Raw genomic sequence first — 15,173 nt, forward strand, 5'->3', positions numbered from 1 at the left:
GACATGTCGAAGGCGGAACAGCGCGACCAGATGCAGAATGGCGCAGGCTTCATAGCGGCTCTGGATCAAAGCGGCGGTTCCACGCCCAAGGCGCTGGCGCTCTATGGCGTGGATGCCTCGGAATACGGATCCGAGCAAGAGATGTTCGACGAGATCCAGAAAATGCGGGCGCGTATCATCCTTGCCGACGGTTTCACCAAGGAAAAGATCATCGGTGCGATCCTGTTCGAACGGACCTTGCACGAGATGATCGAAGGCAAGGGTGTCGCCGATTACCTTTGGCAGGAAAAAGGCATCGTGCCATTCCTGAAAATCGACAAGGGTCTGGCCGATCAGGAAAACGGTGTTCAGATGATGAAGCCCATCCCGGGTCTGGGCGATACGCTTGCCAAATATCCCAGCGTGTTCGGTACCAAGGAACGCTCTGTCATCCACGAGGCAAATGCCGAGGGGATTGCAGCGGTCGTTGCGCAGCAGTTCGACGTTGCACAGGAAGTGATCGCGGCAGGGATGGTTCCGATTGTCGAACCCGAGGTGAACATCCATTCCGAAACGAAGAGCGAAGCCGAAGAAATGCTCAAGGCTGAGCTTCTCAAGCATCTCGACACGCTTGAGGATGGGCAGAACGTGATGCTCAAGCTCACCATACCGACCGAGCCGAACCTGTATGACACGCTTGCCGATCATCCGCGTGTATTGCGTGTTGTTGCGCTCTCTGGCGGGTACTCGACAGATGACGCCTGCGACAAGCTTGCCAAGAACGGCAAGATGATTGCCTCGTTCTCTCGCGCGCTGACAGAAGGCTTGTCCAAGCAACAATCGGATGCTGAGTTCGATGCGGCCCTCAAAGCCAATATCGACAAGATCCACACGGCCTCTGCGTAAAACCGGGCCCCGGGATTGTCTGGCAGTGCCGGGGCTTATCTTCGGAGAGACATCAACCGACACCGTGCTGGAGTACCTACCGACGGTCCTTGAACCAGTTCAGCACATAGACGCGGATTGCCGAGGCGAGGCCTGTTTCAGGGTGGCGCGCGACATCAATCTCTGCGGCCAGCCTGTTGATTGGGATGTCTTTTTCCTTGGCGATTTCCCGGAAGGCCCGCCAAAACTCCTCCTCCAGCGAAACGCTGGTCCGGTGACCCTTGAGGGTAAGGGACCGTTTGACCGGTGGACCGCTCATTCTTCGATCTCGTGACCGTCGAGTTTTTTCCAAGCAAGGATGTTCTCGGTCTTCTGCTTTTCTTTTTCTGCCTTGGTCCGACCGAATGTGACGGCATTGTTGTCAGCGCGGGCCTTTTTCTCGGCCCGCGCCTTTTCCTTGCGATACCGGTTCAGATTGACCGGCTTTGACATCAGTCTTTGGGCCCGATCATCTGCTCGGGGCGGACCACCTCGTCAAAGGTCTTTTCATCGACAAAACCCAAGGCGATGGCTTCTTCCTTGAGTGTGGTGCCGTTTTTGTGTGCCGTCTTGGCCACCTTCGTGGCGTTGTCATACCCGATCGTCGGCGCGAGGGCGGTGACGAGCATCAGCGACTCTTTCATCAGCTTGTCGATCCGCGGCTCGTTCGCCTGGATTCCCATCAGCATCCGTTCTGTGAAACTGTCGGCTGCATCGCCAAGAAGTTGGATCGACTGGAGCAGGTTATAGCTCATCATCGGGTTATAGACGTTCAGCTCGAAATGCCCCTGACTGCCGGCAAACTTGATTGCGGCGTCGTTGCCCATCACATGCGCGGCCACCTGTGTCAGCGCCTCTGCCTGGGTGGGGTTCACCTTGCCCGGCATGATCGAGCTGCCCGGTTCGTTTTCGGGAAGGATCAGTTCTCCCAAGCCGGACCGCGGCCCCGAACCGAGGAAACGAATATCGTTGGCGATCTTGTAGCAGCTACCCGCGATGGTCGCGAGTGCCCCGGACAGGAACACCATCGCGTCATGCGCGGCGAGCGCTTCGAACTTGTTCGGTGCCGTCACGAAGGGGAGGCCGGTGATCTCGGCCATGTTGGCAGCAACCGTCTCGCCCCAACCCTTTTGCGTATTCAGGCCGGTGCCAACGGCTGTGCCGCCTTGGGCGAGCTCGTAAATGCCCGGCATCGCGGCTTCGACTCGTCTAATTCCCTGCCGGATCTGGTGCGCATAGCCCGAGAATTCCTGGCCCAAGGTAAGCGGCGTGGCATCCTGAGTGTGGGTGCGTCCGATCTTGATGATGTCTTTGAACTCTTCGGATTTTGCCTCCAACCCTTCGGCCAGTTTGGTCAAACCCGGCATCAGCACGTCGCGTACCATCATGGCGGTTGCTATGTGCATCGCGGTGGGGAAGGTGTCGTTGGATGACTGCCCCATGTTGCAATGATCGTTGGGGTGTACGGGATCCTTGGACCCGATCTCGCCGCCAAGGATCTCGATGGCACGGTTCGCGATCACCTCGTTGGAGTTCATGTTCGACTGCGTTCCCGATCCCGTCTGCCAGACGACCAGCGGGAAGTTGTCGTCGAACTTGCCCTCGACCACTTCTCCGGCTGCCTGGATGACTGCATCTGCAATCTTCGCGTCGAGCTTGCCGGACGCCTTGTTGGCCATTGCACAGGCTTTCTTGATCACGCCAAGCGCGCGCACGATGGCAACCGGCTGCTTTTCCCAGCCGATGGGGAAGTTCATGATCGAACGCTGCGTTTGCGCGCCCCAATACTTGTCTGTGGGAACCTCGAGCGGGCCGAAGCTGTCGGTTTCGGTGCGTGTCCGGGACATAAGTCACTCCGTCTGGTATGCGGTCGTATGCCGTTTACTGCCGCGACCGCGCTGGTGCAATCGGGCATTCGCGCGCAGTCTAGGCGCGACGCCCAAACGGGTACAAGCATCCAAGTTGCGGATCACATTTTCGCAGCCTTGTCCTGTTGGCAGATTGTCCTGAACATCCCATCCTATACTATGGGGGGGGTTCGAATTTGCGAGGTTCTACATGCGAGCTGAGATCTTGACCCCCGCCGGGTCGGCGCTGCGATGGATCGTGGGCCTTGTCGTGACGGCGATCCTGTTCGCGGCCACGGCCGGTGCCAACGAAATCGAGCCATTCGTAGGCTCCTATGTCGGGTCGGCCGAGTTGCGGGATGCTGACGGAACCGTGACACCGCGCGACATGAGCGTGGACATTGCCGCATTGGACGACGGGTTTACCGTGAGTTGGACGACCACGACCTACAAGACGGACGGTCGCGTCAAAGAGCAGGCCTATTCACTGGCGTTCCTGCCCTCGGCACGCGAGGGAGTATTTTCCGCCGCAATGAAACGGAACGTGTTCGGGCATGCCGTCCAACTCGATCCGATGAAGGGGGAGCCGTTCGTCTGGGGGCGCATCGATGGGGAAACCTTGACGGTCTATTCGCTCTTCATCGATGACGATGGAGGATACGAACTTCAACAATATGACCGCACGCTCGCGGATGGTGGGTTGAACCTATCCTTCACGAGAATCCGCAATGGCGAAGAGGCACGCTCGGTCGAAACGTTTCTGCGCGCCGAGTAGGCCCGCTACTTCCTGAACTTATCGAGCGACACAACCTCGGCATCGCGCTGCGGCGGCAGGTCTTCCTCGTCATCATCAAGTTCGGGCAGCGCGTCCAACTCATCCTCGAGATCGTCCTCGTCCGAGGTGCTTTCCAGTCGCAGGCCGAACTCGACCGACGGATCTACAAAGGTCTTGATCGCGTCGTAAGGCACGTAGAGCGGTTCGGGAGAATCGCCGAAGTTCAGGGTGATTGAAAACCCGTCATCACCGACGTCGAGGTTTTCGAACCAGTGCTGCATGACGATCGTCATCTCGTCGGGATATCGATCGGCGAGCCAATCGGCGATTTCGACGCCCGGTGCCCCGGTGTCGAACGTTATGAAGAAATGATGCGCGCCGGGCAGGCCGTCGCGGGCGACATCGGCCAGCACGGTCTTGATCAGACCCCGCATAGCCGCATGCATCAGTTTTCCATAATCAATGTCGCGCGACATGGCTTGTTCCCGTTTGACTTGCGGTCAGCATAGAAGATTCGGTGCGATATAAAAGGCCGCTGATGCATCGCTCAGACCAGATACAGGGCCATCCCCGCAAGAGCCAGAAGGAAGAGCGTAAAACCAAGGCTTCGCTTGAACCAAATCAGCAAAATGACGGCCGCAAGGGTCAGGATCAACGCCTTGAGGTCGAGTTGCGAAATGTCCGGTACCGACAGTTTGACGGGACCTAGAGTAGCCTCGACAAGGTTGCCGAACAGGACGTGCAGCGCAAACCAGATCGAAAGGTTGAGGATCACACCTACCACAGCGGCCGTTATGCCCTTGAGTGCAGCTTCCAGTCGGGCATTGGCCGAAATTCTCTCAAGATACGGTGCTGACAAGAAGATCCACAGGAAGCAAGGGACGAAAGTCGCCCAAAGGGCAACGCAGCCTGCTGCGAAAGCCAACGGCAAGCCGCCTGTTCCGTAGCCAGCCAACATAGCGACGAACTGCGTCACGAGAATTAGCGGCCCGGGCGTGGTTTCTGCCAGACCAAGAGCGTCTATCATCTGTGCAGTGGTGATCCACCCGTAGTCCTGAACGACCGTCTGTGTCATGTAAGCAAGCACCGCGTAGGCGCCGCCGAAGGTCACGACGGCCAGCTTGGCGAAAAACCATCCTGTTTCGGCCAGGATGTCCGGCCCGAGCAATTTGAGCGCGGCAAGCGGACCCAGCCAGAGGGGTAACCAGGTGACCACTGTTCGGAACGGTGTCGCAGCGACTTGAGAAACCTGATCCGACGGTTCTTCGACGGTGGGGGTCCGTGCGAAACCCCAAAGCGCCGCCGTGGCGATGATAAGAGGGAAGGGGAGGTCAAGAACGTAGATAGCCGTGAAACTCATCCCCGCCATCACCCACGCAGTCTTCGACGTTAGCGCCTTGCGCGCCAGGTTTCGCAAGGCTTGGAGAACGATGACGATGACGGCCGCCTTGATGCCCAGGAATGCCGCCTGAACCAAGGGCTGAATACCAAGAGTGACATAAACGGCAAAGAGCCCGGCAATCACCACGGCGCCGGGCAGGATGAAAAGGGTGCCAGCGATCAGGCCCCCCGGGACGCCGCGCAAACGCCAGCCGGCATAGGTGGCAAGTTGCATTGCTTCGGGCCCGGGCAGCATCATGCACAGTGACAACGCCCGCAGAAAAATCTGTTCATCCAACCAATTGCGGCGCTCTACCAGTTCGCGGTGCATGAGCGCGATCTGAGCGGCGGGCCCTCCGAATGACAAGAGCCCGATCCTGCCAAAAACCTCGATGAGATCGCGCGAGGTGACTTTCATCAGGTTATCACAGAGTGAATTTGACCCCAGGAAACCGGCTTCCCGTAGCCCGATTTTGAACTGATAGCGTCCATGTTTCGCCTTTTGTCACCAACACTTCCCTGCCTATCGGTGATGTACGACGAGATCGTGTCAGGTTTTGCTCACCGGGCGGTTGGCCGCGGTGCTAGATCGCATGGAGCATCGGGTCAACGGCATCACGCCCAGTCAAGGCGCTGTCCTGTCATGCAGACAGGCAAGGTGTCCTGCGGAAATTGCCCGGTTTGTTCGAAAAGCGAAACGAAATCGAAATGATTATACGCTTCGACCATGCGATCGCCGTCGAACCTTGCCATGACCTGTCCGGTCGCGAGTATGGGGGCACCGTTGTCGGCACGGGTGGAATGAAACCTCAACAGCGCCGAAACCCAGTCGCCACCTTCCACGATCTTTGGAATCTCGACCTCGATTTCGCCGAAAAGATGCCCCAACGCCATCACTAGATCGCGGAAATCGCCGGGACCGACCTGCATGTCAGGAACAAGTCCCTCGGCCATTGTATCCGGGTTGAACAGCCGTTCGATCGCATCGAAGTTCCGGCGTTCCCACACCTCTTGATACCATTCCTTCAACAGTTCCGCTTTTGACATCGAAGCCTCCATCGCTGCAGTCCTCAGCATGAGACCCAACCGGTGAAGAAACCCTGAACAAACCTGATAGGAGATTGGAAATGCAGGTTTCTGTTGCCAGGTACCTGCGAACCCCGCCTTACGCTGCTAGGCGCAAGGGCTTAGATTTCGGTCTTGTTACCGCTTACGCGGCAACTGCAACCGGAGCACGATTGTCGTTGGCAATTATGCTTAATGAACCGATAACGGTGGTATCTCACCGGGACAAAGCCACATCTTTACACGTTCGTCGATCCTGTTTCGGCCCCATGATCCCCCAACGATGGGATGTTGGTGGAGCCGCCGGGTACCGCCCCCGGGTCCGATCCGCTTATTACATGCGCGTTTATGCCCATAGTTCCGAAGAACAGTTGAAATATAGGCGAGGGGACGCGGTCATGCAATTGGGCTGTAAAGAAAAAAACGGTGCTTCGATGCCTTCAACCCGTTCGACCGATATTGGCAAGGATCAGCCAAGCGGCCAGCGCGGCCTCGATGCCGCCGAAAATGAATGCCTTCACAACCGGAGGATTGTCTGCAACTATGGAAACAAAACGTCCCAAGGCGGCACCGGCATAGGCTATGCCCAGCATGGTCCAAGCCATTGGGTGGCCAAGGATCAGGACGGCGACGCCGCTGACGACGAACAGGCCACCAACGGATGCACGTATCTCGCTCAGTCCCATCGTGCTGCCCGACGGCGCAAGGTCAAGAGCGTTCGCGGTATATGACGGGGCCAGGAAACCGAACAATCCGAAGCCGATCGTCAGAAGTGCGGCGATGGTATTGAGTGCAGCTATCATGGTTTTCCCTCAGGCTCCGGTTGTGAGCTAACACCCCTGTCCTTTGCGGCAAGGGCGCGGGCTGCGAAGACACTCTGCGCCAATGCTCGGGTTTCGCTTTCCAGATCGCTCAGCCCCAAGGCGGCTTGATCCGCGTCCTGCGTCTCGATCGCGTCGGCGATCCGGCTGTGGAGGATAACGATTTTTTCGCGTGACCTTGCGGTAAAGGTGATCATGTTCATGAGCGGCTGCATCGCCTCGACCGCTCCGGCCAGCTGGTAGGACAGTACCGGATTGTGCGCACCATCCACGAGGGCACGGTGAAAGGCCACGTCAGACGCGCAGAACGCCTCGTCGGTCAATCCGGGTTGCGACTGACGAAAGATCTCGGCCCGCATCGTGGCAAGGTGATCCGCGCTTCGCCGCTGGGCCGATAAGGGCGCGCAGGCTCGCTCAAGGGCATATCGCGCCTCGCAAGCCGTGTCGAAGCTGACCTCGTTCATGGAGAGCAGCAGTGTCGACGTGGTGATCTGTTGGCTGTAGGCTTCTTCGAAGCTCAACCGATTGACGAAGGCCCCGCCAGAGGCTCCGCGCTGGGTGCGGATGAGCGATTGAGCGGCCAGCCGCTTGAGCGCTTCGCGGACAGTCGGGCGTGATACGTGGAACTGCGCCGCCAACTCGGATTCGGATGGCAGCCGGGCATCGACAATCAACTCGCCGCAGACAATGGCATCACGAATGGCCTGGGCGATCTGGGCCGACAGGTCGGCAGGGTTTTGGGGGTCAAGTTTCATGGTCGCGATTTTTTATTTGTCTGACATTTAAAAGTCTGACATTTGATTTGGCAAGAGGCGAGTCGGTCTGGAGGGAGGAACCATGCTGGCAGAAAGGATCAGAGCGATGAGCGCGCCACATTGGCTGGCGGTGTTTGCGGTGATCCTTGTTGCATGGTCATTGCTCTATCTGATGGCAGTCCCGGCAGAGACGCGTCTTTTGGGGTCGGTCTATGGCGCCGAGTTCTGGCGGAACCTGTGCGTCGTTACGCCGGATGCTGCGGGTTTTGCCAGAATGTGGCTCATGTGGTCTTTGATGTCCGCCGCCATGATGGCCCCGACGGTTCTCCCGGCGATCGCGACCTATGATGATCTTCGGCACAGCGGTGCATCTACCGATCTTTGGCGGCTGTTGGGCGGGTATCTAACCGTGTGGTTGGGATATTCCGGTATGGCTGCCGGTGCTCAACTTGCACTGTACAGCGCGGGGCTGCTGGATCCGTTGGGGCAGAGCGCGTCTGCTTGGGTGTCCGCGCTATTGCTGATCGGAGCGGGAGCCTATCAGTTCTCGGCGCTCAAGGAGAGTTGCCTGAGCAAGTGCCGCCATCCCCTGACGTTTTTCATGACGCATTACGAAGAAGGCCCCTGGCGCAATGGCCTGCGTCTTGGTCTGGTCTGCCTTGGATGTTGCTGGGCGCTCATGGCGCTGGCTTTCGTTGGCGGGGTCATGAACCTTGCTTTCATGGGGTTGGCGACGGTTCTGATGGTTCTTGAGAAACTGCCCGAGATTGGTCGGAGGATCACGAGGCCGCTCGGTTACTGCCTGATCTCCGCGGCGGGTCTGATCGCTGCCGGTGTATTTTGACGAAAAAGAAACGGAGGATGTGACGATGGCGTTGGATACTATGGAGGTCGGAACAGTTCCCTGGACCATCAAGGGTGAACTGATCCTGAACTGCAATTGTACGGTTTTCTGCCCGTGCGTGGTCTCATTGGGTCAGCACCCGCCTACGGAAGGTCATTGCCAGGCTTGGGCAGGCGTTCGCATCGATGAAGGCGTTTACGGGGAAGAGGATCTGTCTGGCCTGAACGTTGGTCTTTTCCTCGAGATTCCCGGCAACATGGGGCGTGGCAACTGGAAAGCGGCGGCCTTCATCGACGACCGCGCAAGCGAAGCCGCATATGACGCGCTGGTCAATATCTTCAGCGGCGCGGCCCGTGGCACGACCGGCTTGTTCGGTGTTCTCGTTGGAGAGTTCCTTGGCGCGCAGCGCGAGCAGGTCGTGTTCGAGACTGAAGGCAATGAACGCAGACTCCAGGTCGGTCGAAAGATCCAGGGTGCGGTTGTGCCGGTGGAAGGCAAGGACGGCAAGGATATCGTGGTCACGAATACCGAGTATTGGATGGGTCCCGACATCACCGTCGCAAAGGCCACCAAGGGTCGCGTGCGCGCTTTCGGTCGCGTCTGGGATTTCGATGGACGTTCGGCCGAGATCTGTCAGATCGACTGGCACGGTCCGCGGTAAACCGTCATGATCTCGGCGTCCTATGTCAGGATGATGGCTGCCTATAACCGCTGGCAGAACGGGCAGTTGACGGAATGCTTTCTGTCGCTGCCTGATGTCGAACTGCGGCGGGAGCGGGGAGCCTACTTTGGATCGATCCTCGGGACAGCAAATCACCTGTTGTGGGGCGACCTGATGTGGATGTCCCGTTTCGATGGGGGCGACAAACCCGCTGGTGGCATTACGGGCAGCGAAGCTTTGTGCGCTGATCTTGTCGATTGGCAAAGCGCGCGCAAAGACATGGATGCTCGGATTGTCGCGTGGGCGGATGGGCTGAGCGATGAGCGTTTGGCCGGAACTCTGACCTGGTTCTCCGGCGCGGCCGGACATGAGGTGACGAAGCCTTTGGGTATGCTCGTTGTACACATGTACAATCACCAGACCCACCATCACGGTCAGATCCACAAAATGCTGACCGAGGCGGACGCGAAGGCGCCCGTGTCGGACCTGTTCTTCATGCCGGAGGATGCCTGATGGCCACGATATCTCCCTCGCGACGGGTGCGCCGGACGCCGTTTTCGGACGGGGTCGAGGCTGCAGGCGTCAAGGGTTACACGGTTTACAACCGGATGCTGCTGCCCACGGTCTTCGAGAGCGTCGTGGCTGATTACCACCACCTCAAGCGCGCGGTGCAGGTCTGGGACGTAGCCTGCGAACGTCAGATCGAACTGCGCGGGCCGGATGCGGCACGGCTGATGCAGATGCTGACGCCACGCGATCTGAGAGGGATGCTGCCCGGGCAATGCTACTACGTGCCCATCGTGGACGAGACAGGCGGGATGCTGAACGACCCGGTCGCGGTGAAACTGGCCGAAGATCGTTGGTGGATTTCCATCGCCGACAGTGACTTGCTGCTTTGGGTCAAGGCGATTGCGCATGGTTGGCGGCTCGATGTTCTGGTGGACGAACCGGATGTTTCGCCGCTGGCCGTACAGGGGCCGAAGGCGGACGACCTCATGGCCCGGGTTTTTGGCGACAAGGTGCGCGATATCCGGTTTTTCCGCTTCGGCATGTTTACGTTCGAGGGGCGCGAACTGGCCGTTGCGCGCTCGGGATACTCCAAGCAGGGCGGGTTCGAAATCTATGTCGATGGATCCGATATCGGCATGCCACTTTGGAATGCGCTGTTTGCCGCGGGCGAGGATCTGGACGTGCGCGCCGGGTGTCCCAACCTGATCGAGCGGATTGAAAGCGGCCTGCTCTCGTATGGAAACGACATGACCGACGACAACACGCCGCATGAGTGCGGGTTGGGACGGTTCTGCAATACGCACACGGCAATCGGGTGCATCGGGCGCGACGCGCTGTTGCGGGTCGCCAAGGAAGGCCCGGTCCAGCAAATCCGGGCGATCGAGATCGCGGGCGACGCGGTGCCGCCCTGCGACCGTGTATGGCCCTGTTTTGCAGGTGGCAAGAAGGTGGGTCAGGTCACCTCGGCCGCATGGTCGCCGGATTTCGAAACCAACGTTGCCATCGGGATGATCCGGCTGAGCCACTGGGATGACGGCACAGAGGTAGAGGTCGAGACGCCCGCAGGCATGCGCCGCGCGACGGTCCGCGAGTCGTTCTGGAATTGACCGGGACGGGGACAGGCGGTTCCCGACGGAATGGAAACTTCACGACAGGGGAAGGGCGAGGATCCGACCCCGGAAGAAAAGGAGATAGGAAATGTTCAACGCGCTGGTGATGGAGCAGAACGAAGAGGGTCTGGCCTCCGGCTCGGTCAAGCAACTGGGCATTGACGATTTGCCCCACGCAGAAGTGACGGTTGCCGTGGAGTACTCCACGGTCAACTACAAGGACGGCCTGTGCATGAGCGCGAAGGGCGGTGGACTGGTCCGCAAGTACCCGCATGTGCCCGGGATCGATTTCGCGGGAACAGTCGAGGAAAGCTCGGATTCGCGCTACAAGCCCGGCGATCGCGTCGTGTTGACCGGCTGGCGCGTCGGAGAGGCGCACTGGGGCGGCTACTCGCAAAAGGCGCGAGTGAAAGCCGACTGGCTGGTTCCGCTTCCCGAGGGTATCGATGCACGCCAGGCGATGGCCGTCGGTACTGCCGGGTTGACCGCTATGCTGTCCGTCATGGCCCTCGAGGATCACGGTTTGGAGCCGGGGCACGGGCCGGTTCTCGTGACAGGCGCGGCGGGTGGTGTAGGCTCGGTCGCGACTGCTATCCTTGCGCAACTGGGTCACGAAGTGGCCGCTGTCACCGGACGGCCGGAAACCGGCGACTACCTCAAGGAGTTGGGCGCAACCAGCATCGTGGCGAGAGAAGACCTGACCGAGGTCACGCGAAAGCCGCTGGAAAGCGAACAATGGGCCGGCTGCGTCGATGCGGTTGCGGGCGCAATGCTGGGTCGCGTTCTCAAACAGATGAAGTATGGCAGTTCGGTCGCTGCCGTGGGGCTTGCCGGTGGCGCGGCGATCGAGGGCGCGCTGATAACGCCTTTCATCCTTCGTGGTGTGAACCTTCTGGGTATCGACTCGGTCATGCAGCCGTATGACAACCGCGTCCGTGCCTGGGAGCGGATTGCGAACGATCTGCCGATGGGCAAGCTAGAAGCGATGGTGCAGCCCGCCACACTGTCGAACCTGCCGTCGCTTGGCGCAGACATCCTAAAGGGGCAGGTCAAGGGGCGCGTCGTCGTTGATGTGAACGCATAATTGATCGGACTTGAAAGGCAGGGCCGTCCCGGGTTTCCGGACGGCCCTGTCGGTGTGGACGGCTTTGGGGATACGCAAAGCCGCCCAACATCGCTATACATCCCGAAACCGCTGGGGTAAGAGCCTTGCGGATGGCACCTGCAAGACGGGGAGAAGAGCAGCATGTCTGATGATTTCGAACTCGATACCGACGATCTCAAACGGCGCATGGACGGCGCGATGGCCAATCTGCGAACCGAATTTGCCTCGCTGCGCACCGGGCGGGCCTCGGCCTCGATGCTTGAGCCGGTAATGGTCGAGGCCTATGGTCAGGCCACGCCGATCAACCAGGTCGGCACCGTGAACGTCCCCGAGCCGCGCATGGTCACCGTCAATGTCTGGGACAAGGGCTTGGTGGGCAAGGTCGAGAAGGCCATCCGTGAAAGCGGGCTGGGAATCAATCCGCAAACCAACGGCACGATCATCATGCTGCCGATTCCGGAGCTGAACGAAGAGCGTCGCCGCGAACTGGGCAAGGTTGCCGGGCAGTACGCCGAACATGCGCGTGTCGCAATCCGCAATGTACGCCGCGACGGTATGGACCAGATAAAAAAGGCGAAATCGGACGGCATGTCCGAAGATGACCAGAAATTCTGGGAAACCGAAGTACAGGATCTCACGGATCGCATGATCAAGGCGGTGGATGACGCTCTGGAGACGAAGCAAGCCGAAATCATGCAGGTCTGATCCCTGCAGATGCCCAAGGACCCTCATACCGAACCGGGCGCCGGCCCGCGCCACGTGGCCATCATCATGGACGGAAACGGTCGCTGGGCGCAGGCCCGCGGCCGACCGCGTCTTTTCGGTCATCATGCCGGTGCGCGACGCGTTCGCGAGGTCGTCGAGGCCTGTCCCCGGCTGGGTATCAAGTATCTGACAATTTTTGCTTTTTCGACCGAGAATTGGAAGCGGACACAGGTCGAAGTGGCAGGGCTCATGAGCTTGTTCCGCCGCTACATAACCAAGGAAGCGCACGCACTGCATGCCGAAGGTGTGCGGGTGCGCTTCATCGGTGACCGGGTGCGTCTTGATCGCAAGCTGGTCGAAATGATGGACCAGCTCGAAGCGTTGACCCGCGGGAACGACCGGGTCCACCTGACGATCGCACTCAACTACGGCGGTCGGGACGAGGTCGCCCGAGCGACCAAGCGGCTGGCGCGGGACGTTGCCGAGGGGCGTCTGTGCCCTCATGACGTTGATGAAGAGACCTTGCCGCGTTATCTCGACACGCATGTCTTGCCCGACCCTGATCTCGTCATTCGCACCAGCGGCGAGGCGCGTATCTCGAATTTCCTTCTCTGGCAGTCGGCCTACTCGGAATACGAGTTCATCGACACCCTATGGCCGGATTTCACCGCCGCCGAACTGGAACGGCTTTGCCTGAGTTTCGGCGCTCGTGACCGACGGTTCGGAGCCGTCAAGGCATGAGTGAAGGACGATGGTCCGACCTATTGGCGCGGGTCCTGTCTGCGCTTGTCCTTGTTGCGGTCTTTGCAGTGGAGCTTTGGCTCGGCGGCGTCTGGTTCGAAGTGTTTGTAGCAGTTGTCTGCGGGATCATGGTCTGGGAGCTCGTGCGCCTTCTCGATCCCGAAGCCGTAGCGGCTTCGCTTCAGCTGGGGTTCCTGACGGCGGCTGCCTTGCTGCTTAGCCTGCATTTGCCTGCCCTATATCAGTTTCCGGTTCTTTCGGCCCCGATCCTTGTCGGTCTGGGACAGGTGAAACGCCGCCGGAGGGCCTTTGCCGGGTTCACAGTCTGGATCGTGGCGGCGGGCCTTGGTTTTGTCACCATTCGTGCGGGTCTCGGCCTCGAGTGGATGCTTTGGCTGGTGTGCATTGTCGTCGCCACCGATGTCGCGGGCTATTTTGTCGGAAAGACCTTTGGTGGGCCGAAATTCTGGCCGCGGGTCAGTCCGAAAAAGACATGGTCGGGAACGGCAGGCGGATGGGGCGCTGCGGGGTTGGTCGGTCTGGCCTTCGCGATCCATGGCGGGTTCGGTCCCGGGTTCGTCATCGTTTCGGTCCTGGCGTCCATGGCCAGCCAGGCTGGTGACATGGCCGAAAGCGCCCTGAAACGGCGCGTGGGCGTAAAGGATGCATCGAACCTGATCCCCGGGCATGGCGGATTTCTCGATCGGTTCGATGGAATGATGGGGGCGGCCGTCTTCGTTCTTGTGATCGGCGTTTTCTACGTGCCGGGAGGGATGTGATGCGCCGTGTCTCGATCCTTGGAGCGACCGGGTCGATTGGACAGAACACCATCGACCTCATCGCGCGGACCCCGGACGAGTATGATGTGGTCGCTTTGACAGGGGCCGGAAACATCGGGCAGCTTGCTGCTGATGCCCGTCGACTGCGGGCCAAACTGGCTGTCACCGCACATGAAGATCGTCTTGACGACCTGAGGGACGCGCTTGCCGGCACCGGTATCGAAGCGGCTGCGGGGCAAACCGCGATAATCGAGGCCGGTGCGCGACCAGCCGATTGGGTGATGTCGGCCATCGTGGGCTCGGCAGGTCTTGCCCCGGGACTGGCAGCGCTGGAACAGGGTGCTACTCTCGCGCTTGCGAATAAGGAGTCGCTTGTCTGTGCCGGGTCGTTGGTCAAGGAAACGGCCCAAAGGCATGGTGGAACCATCCTGCCCGTAGACAGCGAACACTCCGCGGTGTTTCAGGCGCTCGCCGGTGAAGAGATGAGCAAGGTAGAGCGCATCATCATCACCGCAAGCGGTGGCGCGTTCCGTGACTGGCCTTTGGACCGCCTGGCTAATGCCAGCGTTGAAGAGGCATCGAGCCATCCGAATTGGGACATGGGGCAACGGATCACGATCGATAGCGCATCCATGTTCAATAAGTCTCTGGAAGTCATAGAGACACATGAGTTTTTCGGCATAGCTCCCGAGAAGATCGAGGTCGTCGTTCACCCCGAGTCGATGGTGCACGCATTGGTGGGGTTCGAGGACGGCGCCCTGATGGCCCATCTCGGTGCGCCCGACATGCGACATGCCATCGGATACGCATTGCATTGGCCAGAGCGGCGCGCGTTACCTGTCGAGCGGTTGGATCTCGTTGCGCTTGGCCGCTTGAGCTTCAGGGAACCTGACCCCGCGCGCTATCCCGCTTTGGGGCTGGCCTGGGTTGTTATGCGCAGGGGGGGCTTGTGTGGTGCGGCTTTCAACGCTGCAAAAGAACGTGCCCTCGATCATTTTATCGCTCGGCGGCTCCGTTTCCCGAGCATGGCTGCTGTCGTGGAGGCCGTTCTGGACAGGTTTGAGACCGAGTCGGGACTTATTGACGCCCAAATGACCCTTGATAACGTCATGCAAACGGACCATGTCGCCCGGCAATGGGTCGACGAAGAAGTGAAAAATTGGGCAGGGTGAG

At 59.6% G+C, this 15,173-nt stretch carries 19 protein-coding genes and 1 other RNA gene; 11 read left to right on the top strand and 9 right to left on the bottom strand.

From position 1 onward, the window contains the following. Positions 1 to 3 precede the first annotated feature (3 nt). Positions 4 to 885, top strand: a complete 882-nt coding sequence (locus tag ACFORG_RS21615; protein ID WP_386737664.1) for a fructose bisphosphate aldolase — start codon at positions 4 to 6, stop codon at positions 883 to 885. Positions 886 to 961: 76 nt separating this feature from the next. On the opposite strand, the gene ACFORG_RS21620 is transcribed toward ACFORG_RS21615, so the two are convergent. Genes ACFORG_RS21620 through fumC form a run of 3 tightly spaced genes read right to left on the bottom strand, consistent with a single transcriptional unit; the run spans position 962 to position 2,750 of the window. Further along, positions 962 to 1,183, bottom strand: a complete 222-nt coding sequence (locus ACFORG_RS21620; protein WP_386737665.1) for a ribbon-helix-helix domain-containing protein — start codon at positions 1,181 to 1,183, stop codon at positions 962 to 964. After that, positions 1,180 to 1,356 carry a DUF4169 family protein gene (locus ACFORG_RS21625; RefSeq protein WP_386737666.1) on the bottom strand — a complete coding sequence of 59 codons (177 nt, stop codon included), beginning with the start codon at positions 1,354 to 1,356 and terminating at the stop codon, positions 1,180 to 1,182. Before ACFORG_RS21625 ends, ACFORG_RS21620 begins: the two co-directional genes overlap by 4 nt. After that, a complete protein-coding gene (fumC, locus tag ACFORG_RS21630; RefSeq protein ID WP_386737667.1) occupies positions 1,356 to 2,750 on the bottom strand; it encodes a class II fumarate hydratase in 1,395 nt (464 codons plus the stop codon). The genes ACFORG_RS21625 and fumC overlap by 1 nt, the downstream gene beginning before the upstream one ends. A 211-nt stretch (positions 2,751 to 2,961) precedes the next feature. Here fumC and ACFORG_RS21635 point away from each other — a divergent pair, with 211 nt between their 5' ends. Further along, a complete protein-coding gene (locus ACFORG_RS21635) occupies positions 2,962 to 3,525 on the top strand; it encodes a hypothetical protein (protein ID WP_386737668.1) in 564 nt (187 codons plus the stop codon). A gap of 5 nt (positions 3,526 to 3,530) precedes the next feature. On the opposite strand, the gene ACFORG_RS21640 is transcribed toward ACFORG_RS21635, so the two are convergent. The 6 genes from ACFORG_RS21640 to ACFORG_RS21665 all read right to left on the bottom strand — a co-directional run bounded on the left by ACFORG_RS21640 (position 3,531) and on the right by ACFORG_RS21665 (position 7,546). After that, positions 3,531 to 4,001 (bottom strand): SspB family protein, encoded by a 471-nt coding sequence (locus tag ACFORG_RS21640; RefSeq protein WP_386737669.1) that lies wholly within the window; start codon positions 3,999 to 4,001, stop codon positions 3,531 to 3,533. Between the two features lie 71 nt (positions 4,002 to 4,072). After that, positions 4,073 to 5,323 (bottom strand): chromate efflux transporter, encoded by a 1,251-nt coding sequence (chrA, locus tag ACFORG_RS21645; RefSeq protein WP_386737670.1) that lies wholly within the window; start codon positions 5,321 to 5,323, stop codon positions 4,073 to 4,075. A 197-nt stretch (positions 5,324 to 5,520) separates the two neighbouring features. Further along, positions 5,521 to 5,952: an ester cyclase gene (locus tag ACFORG_RS21650; RefSeq protein WP_386737671.1), complete on the bottom strand. Its 432-nt coding sequence runs from the start codon at positions 5,950 to 5,952 to the stop codon at positions 5,521 to 5,523. 79 nt (positions 5,953 to 6,031) lie between these two features. Next, positions 6,032 to 6,378: a transfer-messenger RNA gene (gene ssrA, locus ACFORG_RS21655) on the bottom strand. A 32-nt stretch (positions 6,379 to 6,410) separates the two neighbouring features. Further along, positions 6,411 to 6,773: a DUF4345 family protein gene (locus tag ACFORG_RS21660; protein WP_386737672.1), complete on the bottom strand. Its 363-nt coding sequence runs from the start codon at positions 6,771 to 6,773 to the stop codon at positions 6,411 to 6,413. Continuing rightward, positions 6,770 to 7,546 (bottom strand): FadR/GntR family transcriptional regulator, encoded by a 777-nt coding sequence (locus ACFORG_RS21665; RefSeq protein WP_386737673.1) that lies wholly within the window; start codon positions 7,544 to 7,546, stop codon positions 6,770 to 6,772. Before ACFORG_RS21665 ends, ACFORG_RS21660 begins: the two co-directional genes overlap by 4 nt. Positions 7,547 to 7,652: 106 nt before the next feature. On the opposite strand from ACFORG_RS21665, the gene ACFORG_RS21670 reads away from it, so the two are divergent. From ACFORG_RS21670 to dxr, 9 genes are all read left to right on the top strand, one after another. Further along, on the top strand, positions 7,653 to 8,390 hold the full coding sequence (locus ACFORG_RS21670) for a DUF2182 domain-containing protein (RefSeq protein WP_386737674.1): 738 nt from the start codon (positions 7,653 to 7,655) through the stop codon (positions 8,388 to 8,390). Between the two features lie 25 nt (positions 8,391 to 8,415). Then, positions 8,416 to 9,051 (top strand): DUF1326 domain-containing protein, encoded by a 636-nt coding sequence (locus tag ACFORG_RS21675; RefSeq protein WP_386737675.1) that lies wholly within the window; start codon positions 8,416 to 8,418, stop codon positions 9,049 to 9,051. A 6-nt stretch (positions 9,052 to 9,057) separates the two neighbouring features. Further along, a complete protein-coding gene (locus ACFORG_RS21680; RefSeq protein ID WP_386737676.1) occupies positions 9,058 to 9,564 on the top strand; it encodes a DinB family protein in 507 nt (168 codons plus the stop codon). After that, positions 9,564 to 10,667 (top strand): dimethylsulfoniopropionate demethylase, encoded by a 1,104-nt coding sequence (locus tag ACFORG_RS21685; protein WP_386737677.1) that lies wholly within the window; start codon positions 9,564 to 9,566, stop codon positions 10,665 to 10,667. Before ACFORG_RS21680 ends, ACFORG_RS21685 begins: the two co-directional genes overlap by 1 nt. 91 nt (positions 10,668 to 10,758) lie before the next feature. Beyond that, positions 10,759 to 11,754 carry an acryloyl-CoA reductase gene (gene acuI / locus ACFORG_RS21690; protein ID WP_386737678.1) on the top strand — a complete coding sequence of 332 codons (996 nt, stop codon included), beginning with the start codon at positions 10,759 to 10,761 and terminating at the stop codon, positions 11,752 to 11,754. Between the two features lie 162 nt (positions 11,755 to 11,916). Further along, a complete protein-coding gene (gene frr / locus ACFORG_RS21695; protein ID WP_386737679.1) occupies positions 11,917 to 12,480 on the top strand; it encodes a ribosome recycling factor in 564 nt (187 codons plus the stop codon). Between the two features lie 9 nt (positions 12,481 to 12,489). Further along, complete coding sequence (gene uppS / locus ACFORG_RS21700) at positions 12,490 to 13,221, top strand: polyprenyl diphosphate synthase (protein WP_386737680.1); 732 nt, start codon at positions 12,490 to 12,492, stop codon at positions 13,219 to 13,221. Further along, positions 13,218 to 14,000: a phosphatidate cytidylyltransferase gene (locus ACFORG_RS21705; RefSeq protein WP_386737681.1), complete on the top strand. Its 783-nt coding sequence runs from the start codon at positions 13,218 to 13,220 to the stop codon at positions 13,998 to 14,000. The genes uppS and ACFORG_RS21705 overlap by 4 nt, the downstream gene beginning before the upstream one ends. Further along, complete coding sequence (dxr, locus tag ACFORG_RS21710; protein WP_386737682.1) at positions 14,000 to 15,172, top strand: 1-deoxy-D-xylulose-5-phosphate reductoisomerase; 1,173 nt, start codon at positions 14,000 to 14,002, stop codon at positions 15,170 to 15,172. Before ACFORG_RS21705 ends, dxr begins: the two co-directional genes overlap by 1 nt. Position 15,173: the final 1 nt, after the last annotated feature.

This window comes from Lutimaribacter marinistellae (assembly GCF_042648365.1).
Lineage (GTDB): Bacteria > Pseudomonadota > Alphaproteobacteria > Rhodobacterales > Rhodobacteraceae > Lutimaribacter_A > Lutimaribacter_A marinistellae.